Origin of the sequence: Candidatus Phytoplasma crotalariae (assembly GCF_030586865.1) — a bacterium.
Classification (GTDB): Bacteria; Bacillota_I; Bacilli_A; order Acholeplasmatales; family Acholeplasmataceae; genus Phytoplasma; species Phytoplasma citri.
The window spans coordinates 1-13,187 of the sequence record NZ_JAOSIR010000001.1; the positions used below are offsets into that span (position 1 = coordinate 1).

9 protein-coding genes and 1 pseudogene are annotated in these 13,187 nt (G+C 26.8%); all 10 read right to left on the minus strand.

All coding sequences use genetic code 11. The features are described 5' to 3' along the window. Positions 1–1,509: pseudogene (locus tag OC683_RS00005) on the minus strand (reverse transcriptase domain-containing protein); the annotation flags it as partial. A 1,598-nt stretch (positions 1,510–3,107) separates the two neighbouring features. Next, entirely contained in the window at positions 3,108–3,524 is a 417-nt protein-coding gene (locus OC683_RS00010) for a tRNA (adenine(22)-N(1))-methyltransferase TrmK (protein WP_304514534.1), read from the minus strand. A 2-nt stretch (positions 3,525–3,526) separates the two neighbouring features. Beyond that, positions 3,527–4,831, minus strand: coding sequence for a sigma-70 family RNA polymerase sigma factor (locus OC683_RS00015; protein WP_304514535.1), 1,305 nt, complete (start codon positions 4,829–4,831; stop codon positions 3,527–3,529). Further along, on the minus strand, positions 4,809–6,722 hold the full coding sequence (gene dnaG, locus OC683_RS00020) for a DNA primase (RefSeq protein WP_304514536.1): 1,914 nt from the start codon (positions 6,720–6,722) through the stop codon (positions 4,809–4,811). The genes OC683_RS00015 and dnaG overlap by 23 nt, the downstream gene beginning before the upstream one ends. 56 nt (positions 6,723–6,778) lie before the next feature. Next, a complete protein-coding gene (locus OC683_RS00025; protein ID WP_304514537.1) occupies positions 6,779–8,137 on the minus strand; it encodes a glycine--tRNA ligase in 1,359 nt (452 codons plus the stop codon). Between the two features lie 20 nt (positions 8,138–8,157). Then, on the minus strand, positions 8,158–9,048 hold the full coding sequence (era, locus tag OC683_RS00030) for a GTPase Era (RefSeq protein WP_304514538.1): 891 nt from the start codon (positions 9,046–9,048) through the stop codon (positions 8,158–8,160). Positions 9,049–9,095: 47 nt separating this feature from the next. Continuing rightward, the gene (gene ybeY, locus OC683_RS00035) at positions 9,096–9,512 is read right to left on the minus strand and encodes an rRNA maturation RNase YbeY (protein WP_304514539.1); all 417 of its coding nucleotides are present in this window, start codon (positions 9,510–9,512) and stop codon (positions 9,096–9,098) included. 195 nt (positions 9,513–9,707) lie between these two features. Next, positions 9,708–9,881: a 30S ribosomal protein S21 gene (rpsU, locus tag OC683_RS00040; protein ID WP_193622063.1), complete on the minus strand. Its 174-nt coding sequence runs from the start codon at positions 9,879–9,881 to the stop codon at positions 9,708–9,710. A 246-nt stretch (positions 9,882–10,127) separates the two neighbouring features. Continuing rightward, on the minus strand, positions 10,128–10,337 hold the full coding sequence (locus tag OC683_RS00045; protein WP_304514540.1) for a hypothetical protein: 210 nt from the start codon (positions 10,335–10,337) through the stop codon (positions 10,128–10,130). A 442-nt stretch (positions 10,338–10,779) separates the two neighbouring features. Then, complete coding sequence (lon, locus tag OC683_RS00050) at positions 10,780–13,167, minus strand: endopeptidase La (protein ID WP_304514541.1); 2,388 nt, start codon at positions 13,165–13,167, stop codon at positions 10,780–10,782. Between the last annotated feature and the right edge of the window lie 20 nt (positions 13,168–13,187).

The window sequence follows — 13,187 nt, forward strand, 5'->3', positions numbered from 1 at the left end:
TTAGATGCGTGCGACCTTGGAATATAAATCTATTAATAGTAATATCCGGATTCCCTTTATAGTTACGCATTTTTTTAATTTTATCCCAAGAGTAGACTTCCCATGGTTCGTATTGAGTCTTTCCTTTGTTAATATAGGAGATACCCCAAGTTTAAGTTTCTTTCGAACTCTGGCAATCGACGTTTTTCGTTTTCTTGCCAGCGTTTTCAAACAGCTATCTTCAGCTAGATAGTTTAGATAGGTTAAAACACCGAGATTGTTAGCCAAACAAAAGTATTGGATAATTCCTCTAACGATTGCTTTGTAGGTCCGGATTATCTCTAATTCGTCTCTATTCGCTAATGTTTCGTCGTGTTTTACCTTTCCCTCTTTTAACCAATTATATTCGTGTCCATATTCTTTGGCTCTCATTTTGGGAACTTGGATTTGAACTTTACCGTTTAAGGAATTCTTTGTAGATTTCCTTATACGAGTTTTATTGGTGGGATTCACCTTTATCATGTAGGATAAAAACCTTGTGCCTTTATTGGCTTTGACAATTTTTGATTTGTTCTTACTAATGGTAAGTTTCAAATCTTGTTTTAGCCATTGTGTTACTTGATTCTTAATCCTTTCGGCTTTGTCATACTCGCCCTTAACACCAATGATAAAATCATCAGCGTAGCGGATGTACTCAACTCTTGTCTTTGGGTTCAAATTAATACGACTATCGATCCCTAGTTGATGGTGATGGTTTTTAAGCCATGCTTTCCGATATTCTGGGTTGTTCTTCCTAATCGGCTTCCTTTCTTTGATCAGTTCCTCCATTTTTAGGTCGATGTCATGTAAATATACATTCGCCAACAGAGGAGAGATTATTCCCCCTTGAGGAGAACCTGATAAGGATTCGTATTTGATCCCATCTTTCATGAAGCCGACTTTCAACCATTTGTTAACGGTTGAGAGGACTTTATTCTTTCTGATGAATCGATTTAAGGTTCTTATGAGAATCTCATGATTGATGGTATCAAAGTAGCCTTTTAAGTCGATTTTGATAATGTAATCAATTCCTTTAAATCTTTGTTTGACGCGTTTGATGGCGTCATGACCAGATTTTTTGGTTCTGAATCCAAAGCTCCATTCTGAAAAAATATTTTCAAAATAGGGAGTTAAGAGTTGTTCGAGGCATTTTTGTATTAGTCGGTCTTTGATAGTAGGTAGCCCTAAGGGTCTGGTTCCTTTATTATCACTAGGAATGAGAATTCTTTTAACTGGTTTGGGGGTTATAACCATTATTGACGTATTCCTGATGGTACCTTTCTAGTTTTTCTAGATTAATTCCATCGATGGTTTCGTTGTTAATTCCGGGTGTTCCCACCCCTTTATTAGCAGCAATTTTATTGAACGCTGTTAACGTGTTATAGAAGTTATTCATTCCCTGCTGTAATTCTCTTTTTAGGGAGCAACCATTTGATGAACGATATTCTATGTTCGCGAAAGTTTAGTTTCGAGTGAAACAGTTGTTGACATAATATATCAACCCCTCTCTTGATACCATTGAATAAATAATAAATTACTATCTTCTTTCGCCCTATAAGAGTCGTTAACTCTCTTCTCGGTAAGGCGATTAACTAAATTATTCCAAATTTAGGTTTACCCTTACGACTACTAAAAAGATTCTTTATCCTTGACCATCCGGGCTTTTATCTCCGGATTAGTAAATTTAATTACTTCGTTTTAGGATTCTCCAAGTTACACTAGATTTCTACCTTAATTCCTTAGGGGAAGTACCCTCTTATGGAGGCTGATTCCAGGCTTCTTTGATAAACTACCCAATACATCCTTTTTATATTAGTAGACTCTGGACTGTCCGTTTAAGCAACTTCCGAAACAGGTCATGCTATTACATCAATTTTCCTTCTTAGGCCATCTCAGGCTTCTCCATGGAATTATTTGGTGGCGAGGTCTTCTTGACTAATTTGCTTTCATCGCAACCCGCTTTTATGGTCTGCTGTAATCTGACATTCTTTCGTTTGTTAGACCGACCATCTCCTTTCAGGGTTTATCGACCCTGGCTATTGGTTAAATAGCACGAAATTTAGGCTTCTTTTGGCGCCCAAGGATTAGCATTCATAATGATAGCAGATATATTATACGGATAGATTATTTGCGTTTCTTTGAAAGCTATCAAATATTACAAACAGCCCCCGTCCAAACGGTGCGAGCCAGTTTCCCAGCACACCGCTTTCCCTAATTTATCCCTTTTCCGGGTTTAACTTCATGTCACCACTAGTTAAATGTTTATTCTTGACCTAACCGGTTTCAGATTGTCTTGGTTATGAACATATTTTTGGTGATCCTTATTTAATGTCATTAAATTAATGTCACTTGTGGTTCTCCCATCAAATCCGACTGTTTCTTCCCCTTAGTTGACAGAACCCCCCCATTAAACATGAGGTAGGTGTTTATCTCTCACTTGAGTTCTTATTTTGTTGATGGACGTTGTTTTAAAGATTGGTCGTGAATCTTATTCATAGTTCGCGGAAGCTTAACTCCAAATCATCCCTAGCTTCCGCGGTCCCAATGCATAAACAATAAATTACTATCTTCTTTCGCCCTATAAGAGTCATTAACTCTCTTCTCGGTAAGCCGATTAACTAAATTATTCCAAATTTAGGTTTACCCTTACGACTACTAAAAAGACTCTTTATCCTTGACCATCCGGGCTTTTATTTTCGGATTAGTAAATTTCATTACTTGGTGTTAGGATTCTCCAAGTTACGCTAAATTTCGACCTTAATTCTTTAGGGGAAGTATCCTCTTTGGGAGGCTGATTCCAGGTTTCTTATCTGATAAACTACTCCGTGCTTCTGATATACACTAGTAGACTCTGGACTGTCCGTTGTAAGCAACTTCCGGAACAGGTCTCATTATTACCTCAATTTTCCTTCTTAGGCCATCTCAGGCTTCTCCCTAGAATTATTCGGTGGCGAAGTCTTTTTGACTAATTTGCTTTCGTCGCAACTCGCTTTTATGGTCTGCTCTAATCTGACATTCTTTCGTCTGCCAAACCGACCATCTCCTTGCAGGGTTTATCGGCCCTGGCTATTGGTTAGATAGCACGAAATTTAGGCCTCTTTGGCGCCCTCAGAAAAAACATAATGTTTTAAAATAATAAAATCATTCTTTTTTAACCAATCAAACAATAAATGTATTTTACTTTGGCAACCTAACAAACATGGTTTAGTAATTGGAGCATTTTTTAATATATTTATAATTGTATAAGCTCCTAAACCACAAATAACTGCTAAATCAAAATCTACAGAAATATTTTGAAAACCATCACTAACAAAAAATTGAACAGGATAATTTTCTAAATTTTTACGAGCTCGAGATAAAGCTTTAGCACTGATATCTACAGCAATTCCTTTACGAATATATCCTAAATCTAATGCTTTTTTTAATACTAATCCATGATCTGTACCGATATCAGCAACTGTATTATAATTTTTAATTAACGAAGCTATAAATAAAATTCTATTCATATTTATTTTCTATTGATATTTTTATATAAAATTTTTAATTTATTTTGCCTTGAAGGAGATCTTAAACGTCTTAAAGCTTTGGCTTCTATTTGGCGAATACGTTCACGTGTAACACCTAGTTTAGCTCCAACTTCTTCTAAAGTGTGTACTCTGTTATCTCCTTCTAAAATTCCATACCTCATTTTTAAAACAAGTTGTTCTCTAGGAGTTAAAGCTTCTTCTAATGATTCTTCTAAAGTTTTTTTTAAAGTTTCTTGTAACATATAATCATGAGGAGAAATAGCATTAGGATCGCTAATAAAATCCCCTAAAGAAGAATCATCTTCATCACGAATAGATGTTTCTAAAGAAATAGTTTCTTTTTCAATCATTTGCAAATCATTAATTTTTTTTGTTTCTAAGTTCATAGCTTTAGCTATTTCATGATTTTCTGCCTTTCGAGCTAAATCTTGAGTTAATTTCCCTCTTAAACGTGAAATTTTATTTAAAATATCTGAAACATGAACTGGGCACCTAATAGTACGAGATTGATCGGCAACAGCTCTAGTAATAGCTTGTCGAATCCACCAAGTTGCATAAGTAGAAAATTTAAAACCTTTGGTATAATCAAATTTATCTACAGCCCTCATCAATCCCATATTACCTTCTTGAATTAAATCTAAAAATTTAATTTTTCTGCCTATATATAATTTAGCTACTGATACTACTAAGCGATAATTAGCTTCAATTAATTTATTTTTTGCTATAACAGCTTTATTAATGGATAATTGAAGTTGTTCTAATTCTTCGTTAGTTAGAGATATTAATTTATTTTTAAAATCTTCTAATTTTTGTTTAGCTTTTACGCCTTCGTAAACTAATTTAGAATTTTCTTTTTCTTTTTCTAAAGTTAATAAGGGTATTTGTCCGATTTCTTTCAAATACATTCTTACCGGATCATCAACTTTAATCGAATTAGCAATTTTTTTTAAATTAAGATCTTCTTGTATATCTTCGGAACGAATAGTTTCAATATTAATATTTTCATCTTCTAAATCTTCTATGTCTATTGTATTATAATCAGAATTTTCTAAATAACTTTGAGATTTTATTGGTCTCATACTTTTAGATATTTTTTTATTTATTAACTTACTATTAATTAAAAAAAATTTAACCATTTTTTTATAAATATTATTTATATCTTTTATATTACAATTAAACCATTTTAATTCTCTTTTGAAAATATCAGCGAGAACTGTTTCACCTATTTTTTCAAATTGCAAAATTTTTTGTTTGTAGATTTTTTTAATTGTCATTTTTAGATTCATCACAAACTCCTATATTTTTCAACTTTAATAACTCTCTTTGTTTACGGGCTATTTCTAATAATATTAATTTTTTTAGATCATCATCTGTTTTGTTATTAGTTTTTATAATTTGTTCTGATAAATTTTGCAATTTATTTTTAAGAATTTTTAATTCTTGTCTCATTTGATCCATTAAATGCCTTTTTAAATAACAATAAAATTCAGTTAAATTTTCGGATTTTTGGATACGTATTTTTTTTTTAAATAAATAACTATTTTTAATTTCTAAAAATAAACCATAAATATCAATTTCTTTTGATAATTCTGATATAAAATCACCATAAATTTCCATAAAACGTTCTAAATCAATACCATCTTTTATTTCATTTTCTGTCGCATCCTTTTGATAATAAATATCAATTTGGTCTATTAATTTTAAAATATTTATATCCGAAACTACATAATCATAAATATCATGTTTAATTGATTTTAAATGTTCTGGATTTAATAAAATTTCAATTAAAATTTCTTTTTCTACAAGACTTACAATACTTTTAGTTGGTTTGGGAATTTCTTGAAAATAATTTTGACACATAAGTGTTTTATAATCTTGTAAATTCATAATTTTTGTATTATAAATATCATTAGCTATAAAAAGAGAATATTTTTTATAAATAATTTGAAAATAATCATTTTTAGTTTGTTCATCATAATATTGAATTAAATTTAAGATATTTTTATTTAAAATGGTTGTATCCAAACCTTTTTCTAAATATTTTTCGATCATATAAAAAACATAATCTTGAGAGTTTTGTAATAATTTTTCATAATTAAAATATTTTTGATTATCCGGATTAGACCAAAATTCATCTGGATCTTGATTATTGGGCGGATGCCAAATAAAAACACGCATTTTATATTTAATTAATAATTCAGCTGCTTTATATGTAGCTTCTATTCCCGGTTCATCGCCATCGAATGCAATTGTAATTTTATTGGTATTTTTTTTTAATAAAGTAATGTGTTCTAAAGTTAATTTAGTTCCTAGAGTAGCAATAGTATTATAAATATTAACCTTATAAAAAGCTATAACATCAAAAATACCTTCGCATAAAATAACATTTTGTTTTTGCTTAATAAATTCAAGACTTTCAAATAAATTATATAATACATTAGTTTTTTTGAACAAAATAGTATTGTTATTGAATAAATATTTAATAATATTTGGATTATCTTTTAATGAACGACCAGTAAAACCTATAATTTTACCATTTGAATTCGTCAAAGGAAACATAATACGATCACGAAAAAAACTATAATATTCTTCGGAACTATTTTGCGATTTGCTAACTAAACCTAACGTTAACAAATCTTCTATTTTAAAACCTTTATGTAATAAATGATTTTGAAGAGCCTGAGGATGAACATGTGCGTAACCTAAATGAAATTTATTAATTAATTCTAAAGTTAATTTGCGTTTTTTTAATAAATAATCAGAAGCATAATGATTTTCAATATTATGTAAAATATATTGTAAAGCGCTTGTAAAAAAATCTTGAGCATATTCCAAAATACTTATCAATTTATTTTGTACATAATCTTGAGGTGTATTTAATATTTTTAAATTAAATTTATAATTTAATTCATGCGCAGCTGATTCTAAAGTTATTTTTTTTAATTTAGCCCAAAAAGCTGTCGGACTTCCTCCTTCATGACAAGCCATACAAACAGCAATATTTTTTTCCGGAGACACAGAAAAAGAAGGAGTTTTTTCTTCATGAAAAGGACATAAACTCATAAAATTTTTACCTTTTTTTTTTAAAGAAAGGCCTGCTTGACTAACTAATTCGTAAATAGAAATTTTTTGATTAATTTGGTCAATAAATGATATTTTTTTTTTAATCTGATCCATATTTATTTTTATTTATTGTTATCCAATCGAGATTAATTTAATAATTTATTAAGTTATTAAAAAGATATTTTATCAATTAAGTAATTTTTAAGATTTTTCAAAGGTATAAATTCTTGTTTTAAAGAATCTCGATCTCTTATAGAAACAATATCTTGTTCTAAAGTTTGATGATCTATTGTACAACAATAAGGGGTGCCGATAGCATCTTGCCTTCTATATCTTTTACCAATACTTTTAGTTTCATCATAAATAACTTCAAAATAATTACACAAAAAACGTTGTATTTGTTTTGCTTTTTCTCGATGAATATTCTTAATTAAAGGCAAAACTGCTATTTTATAAGGAGCTAAAAATGGATGTATTTTGAATAAAATTCTTTCTGTTTGGTTTTCTAAATTCTCTTTTTGTAAACAATTCAACATAATAGCTAATAATAATCTTTCAACTCCTACAGAAGGTTCTATAACAAAAGGATAAAATTTATTACCTGTTTGTGGATCTAAATATCTTAAATCTATACCTGAATATTTATGGTGTTGTTTTAAATCAAAATCATTACGTACAGAAATACCCCATAATTCATCAAAACCCCAAGGAAAATTAAATAAAATATCAGTAGTATTACTAGCGTAATGACTTAATTCCGCATGATGATAATCTTTAAATTTTAAATTTTCTTTTTTTAAACCTAAATTAAGTAAAAAATCATAAGTATACTTTTTCCAAAATTCAAACCACTTTAGAGTTTCTTCGGGATGATAAAAAAATTCTAATTCCATTTGTTCGAATTCACAAGTTCTAAAAATAAAATTTCCCGGAGTAATTTCATTCCGAAATGATTTACCAATCTGACCTATACCAAAAGGTATTTTTTTTCTAAAAGTATTTAAAATATTTTTAAAATTCACAAAAATGCCCTGACAAGTTTCTGGTCTCAAAAAAATTATATTATTTTGAGATGGGACTGAACCTTGATGACTTTGAAATAATAAATTAAACTGTTTAACATGAGACCAATTGGAAGTACCTAAAAGACGATGGGTAATTAAATATTGTGTCATAGTTTCTAAAGACATTTCGTTAATATTTACATTCGGATTATGTTCTTTAATTAACTGATCCGCTCTATAACGTTTATTAGTATCCTTGTTTTCTGATAAAGGATCAGTAAAATTTTTAATATGTCCAGATGATTCCCAAATTTTCGGATTTAATATTATACAACTATCTAATAATAATGTATCTTCTCTCTCTTGAAAAAATTTTTTTTGCCAAGCTTTTTTAATATTTTGTTTTAACAAACACCCTAAAGGTCCGTAATCAAAAGTATTAGCTAAACCTCCATAAATTTCGCTTCCTGGGAAAATAAAACCATTTTGTTTTGCAAAACTAATTAACTCTTGTAAAGAAAACATTTACTTATCCTTTGCTATTTTTAATTAAAATTTAATGATATTCCGATTTTCCTTAAATAATGAATATTATTACGCCATTTTTTTTCAACTTTAACCCATAAATTTAAATAAATTTTTTTATTCAAAATATATTCAATATCTTTACGAGCTTCAATTCCTATTTTTTTTAACATATGACCTTGATTACCTATTAATATTTTTTTTTGATTATTTTTTTCGATTAAAATAAGGGCATAAATATTCATAATAGAAGAAGAATTAATAGGAAAAATATTTTCAATTAAAACAGTGGAAGCGTGAGGGATTTCTTGATGCAAATAGTAAAGAATTTTTTCTCTAATAATTTCAGATATTAACTTATTTTGGTTTATATTTGTTTTAATATCAGGTGGATAATAAATTTTTCCTTCAGGCAAAAATTCTAAAATATGTTTTTTCAAAATATTTATATTATTATTATGAATAGCTGATATAGGAATAACAGCATCAAAATGAAATTTTCGAACATAACTTAAGATAATTTTATCAATAATTATATTTTTATATAAATCCATTTTATTAACGACCAAAATAATTTTTTTATTATATTTTTTTATAATATCCAAAAAATTTTGTTCTTGATTATATTCTTGATCAACTATCAATAAAATAACATCGGCTTCATTTAAACTTCTCAAAGTAACTTGATGCATCATTTTATTTAATAAATATTTGCGATTAAAATGGAAACCAGGAGTATCAATAAAAATAAATTGATAAGAAGATGAAGTATCAATACCAATAATAGCATCACGTGTAGTTTGAGATTTAGAACTAGTTATCGATATTTTTTGATTAATTAAATGATTAATAAGAGTAGATTTGCCTACATTAGCATTGCCAATGATAGAAATAAATCCTGATTTAAACAAAAGATCCTCCTTTTTATTAATAAAATAGTTTAAAAATTTTTTTAATTTTAATAATCAAAATGTAAATTATGCTTTTTTAAAATTTTTTGTTGTAAATCGATCATTTCACACAATGATTCTTCCGTTTTATCATCATAACCTTTTAAATGTAAATAACCATGTAAAGCTAAAAAACTAACTTCTTGTATATCGGTAATATTATGTTGAATAGCTTGTTTAAAAGCTTTAGGTAAAGAAATTAAAATATCTCCTAATGAAATATCTTCGGTATAATCATTAAAAGCTAAAACATCAGTGGTATAGTTTTTTTTTAAATAAAAATTATTAACTTTTTTCATATAATCATCGTTAACAAAAATAATATTTATTTTTTTTCCTATATCCAAATCTTGAAATATTTTAATTAAAACAAGAATTAAATAATCAATTGCAAAATTAGTATTGTTTTCTATTTTAATATCCATAATTTAAATCTTATCTAAAATTAAAATTTGATAAATTTGTATAACAAAAAAGAAATTTTCAGAATTTACTTTTATTTATTATCGCAAATTATATTTATTGCAATTTTAATAAATAAAAATAAAAACTGAAAAAATTTTTAATTTATTTAAATTTAATATAAAAAAACATTTTTATCAAAATAAATATTTAATTTATTAACGTTTTTTTAATTGAAATTTTTTAGCACGCATTTTTCTCGCTACACTAGGTTTAATAAAAAATGCTCTTTGTCTAACTATAGCAGTAATACCAGATTTAGAAACTTCTCTTCTAAAACGTTTATATGCATCTTCAATTTGTTCATTTTCTCTCGTAATAACTTTTGGCATATATACCTCCTTTACATTTTTTTAGATTTAATTATATTCATAATTCATTTATTAAATTTTTTATTGTTTAAGTAAATCGTTTCATGTATACATGTTTATTAAAACAATTAAAATCATCCAATTAATATGTTGTCTTATTATAACATAAATTATAACAAAAAGATATAAAAATATAATAAAATCAATATTTTTTGTACATATCTATATTTATTTTATTTTTATTAAAATATAATTTTTCAATTATCATTAAAATGATTGTTGAATAAAAAATTGCAAAAAGATAATTAAAACTAAAATACTAATGAAACGATTAAATTTATCAATACTTTGATTGCTTTTATAAGTGCCATATTGTTCTGCAAATGCATCAGTGACATCTGTTTCAGATGAAAACAAAACACTAACAAGAATAATAACACAAATAATATAAATAACATAATTAGGTAATGCGAACATATTATCACCTTTTTATTAATTTTTAATTAAATACATTCATTGAAATTATGATAGATTAATGAATTTTCAATAGATTTTTTATTTATGATTTTATAATTTGATATTAATTATTTATAGAACCGGAAAAAATATTTTTTCCGGCATAAAAACTTTAATATCTTTGAAAGAGATTCTATTTAAACTATTTCAAATTAAAATTTAAATTAAATTTTTCTTTATCTTATTACTAATATCTTACCAAAATATTTCAAAATTAAATTCATTATTTGCCTTAAATTATTTTTGATAATAAAAATACTAACTATATATGCAAATTAATCTAATCTTTTTGGTATTTTTTTATTGTTAAAATAATTTTTAAATTAGTTTTAAAATTATAATTTTGAAAAAATTTTCAAATCAATAAATATTAAATATCCAAATTATTTTCATCTATTTGAAATTAAGAAGAAATAAAAGCTTCAGCAAAGATATCTTTAACATTTTGAATAGTTATAATTTTTAATTTACTACGAACTTCTTCAGGAATATCATCGATATCCTTAGAATTAGCTTTCGGAATAAAAACGATGTTTATACCTATTCTATCAGCGGCTAAAACTTTTTCTTTTAATCCGCCTATAGCTACTACATCTCCAGTTAATCTAATTTCTCCAGTCATTGCTATATTTTCTTTAACCTTTTGACTAGTCATTACAGAAAATAAAGATGTAGCTATAGTTACACCAGCAGAAGGTCCATCTTTAGGAACCGCGCTTTCGACAAAATTAATATGAAAATCTTTTTGTTTAAACATGTCGTAATCGATTCCTAATTTGTGAGCATTAGCTTTTAAAAAACTAAAAGCAGTAATGGCACTTTCTTCAATAACCTTTCCTAAATGACCAGTTAAAACTAACTTACCTTTGCCAGGATAACAAGTAGTTTCAATAGATAATACATCTCCTCCTACTGTGGTATAAGCTAATCCGTTAACAACACCTATTTGAGGTTTTTTTTCGGTTAATAAATCATAATAAATTATTTTTCCTAAAAACTCTTCCAAATTATTTTCGTTAATATTAGCGGAAATTATTTTTTTAATTAAAATATTTTTTATTGTTTTGCGAATTAAAGTAGCTATTTTTTGACTTAAATTTCTAATTCCAGCTTCTTTAGTATAATTCCTAATAATTTTAATTAAAGCAGAATCACTAACAGAAAATTTTGTTGCTTTTAAACCATGTTCTTTTAAAAGTTTCGGAATCAAATGTTGTTTAGCAATATTTAACTTATCTTTTTCTGTATAAGAATTTAATTCGATAATTTCTAATCTATCTCTTAAAGGAGCAGAAATATTACTAATATCATTAGCAGTAGTTATAAATAATACTTGCGACAAATCAAAAGGTTCAGATAAATAAAGATCTACAAAAGTTTTATTCTGATTCGGATCCAAAATTTCTAATAAAGAAGATTCCGGATTATGATGAAAATTATTTACTAATTTATCTATTTCATCTAACAAAAATACAGGATTTATAACTCCTACATTTTTAATACCATCCAAAATACGGCCAGGCATAGCTCCAACATAAGTTCTTCTGTGACCTTTAAATTCGCTTTCCTCTTGCAAACCTCCTAAAGATTGTTTAACAAATTTACGTCCTAAAGCTTCCGCTATAGAAATAGCTAAAGTAGTTTTACCTACACCTGGAGGACCTACTAAACATAATATCGTTTGAGCGTTATGTTTAGTCATAATTCTAACAGCAGCATATTCTAAAATTCGTTCTTTGGCTTCTTGTAAACCATAATGATTTTTTTCTAAAACCATACGAATTTTTTCTAAATCATTAACATCTTTACTTTTTTTACCCCAAGGCAAAGCTATTAAAAAATCCAAATAATTTCTAATCACAAAAGAATCAGCTACCGCTGAAGAAATTGATTGATAACGAGACAATTCTTGTAATGCTTTTTCTTTAATATTTATCGGCATTTTAGAATTTTTAATTTGTGCTCGTAAAGTTTCTATTTCTTCTTCTTTTTTAGCCCTATCACCTAATTCATTTTGAATAGCACGTATTTTTTCTCTAAGATAAAATTCTTTTTGATTTTCGTCAATACTACGTTTAACTTCTTCATTTATTTTATTTTCTAATTCGATAATATCAATCTTTTTATGAATATCTTGTAAAATATAAAATAATCTATTATTTAAATTTGTTTCTTGTAAATACTTATATTTTTCTTTTTCATCAATTTTTAAAGCAAAAATAATTAAATCAGCTATTTTTTCGGTATTAATACCATTTTGAATTTGTTCTAACAAATTATTTTCAGATATAAATAAAAATTGACTTGTATTAGAAGTTATTTGTTCCATAACTAATTTAATCAAAGCTTCTTCTTTTTTAATATCATCACTTAATTCAGTAGTTACTGGAACATATGTGGCATTAAAAAAATTATCTTTTTTCAAAATTGAAGTTGTTTTAATTCTTTTTAATAAACGGAATTTAACTTTATAAATAGAACTATTAAGAATTTTAACTGAAGCGATAATTCGAGCTAATACCCCATATTCTGCAATATCTATTATTTCAGGATCTTCTAGAGCAAATATTTTTTGAGGCAAAATAACTACATAAGGAAATTTACTTTTTTCGGCATGTTTTAAAGCGTTTATTGAAAAATCACGTCCTATTTCTATCCTAAAATCATTATTAGGAATAGGTATCACATCACGTACAATAATTGCAGGCAATTCATAAGGAACCTCAACACCTTCAATATATTCGAATTTATTATCGCCTTCTATTTGAGTTAATTTATTTTTTTTATTCATTATTCGCCTCTCTCTTGAAA

Bases quoted from the DNA above. Each gene is read 5' to 3' on its own strand.
- OC683_RS00010 (WP_304514534.1), bottom strand. From the start codon at position 3,524: ATGAATAGAATTTTATTTATAGCTTCGTTAATTAAAAATTATAATACA.
- OC683_RS00015 (WP_304514535.1), bottom strand. From the start codon at position 4,831: ATGAATCTAAAAATGACAATTAAAAAAATCTACAAACAAAAAATTTTG.
- dnaG (WP_304514536.1), bottom strand. From the start codon at position 6,722: ATGGATCAGATTAAAAAAAAAATATCATTTATTGACCAAATTAATCAA.
- OC683_RS00025 (WP_304514537.1), bottom strand. From the start codon at position 8,137: ATGTTTTCTTTACAAGAGTTAATTAGTTTTGCAAAACAAAATGGTTTT.
- ybeY (WP_304514539.1), bottom strand. From the start codon at position 9,512: ATGGATATTAAAATAGAAAACAATACTAATTTTGCAATTGATTATTTA.
- rpsU (WP_193622063.1), bottom strand. From the start codon at position 9,881: ATGCCAAAAGTTATTACGAGAGAAAATGAACAAATTGAAGATGCATAT.
- OC683_RS00045 (WP_304514540.1), bottom strand. From the start codon at position 10,337: ATGTTCGCATTACCTAATTATGTTATTTATATTATTTGTGTTATTATT.
- lon (WP_304514541.1), bottom strand. From the start codon at position 13,167: ATGAATAAAAAAAATAAATTAACTCAAATAGAAGGCGATAATAAATTC.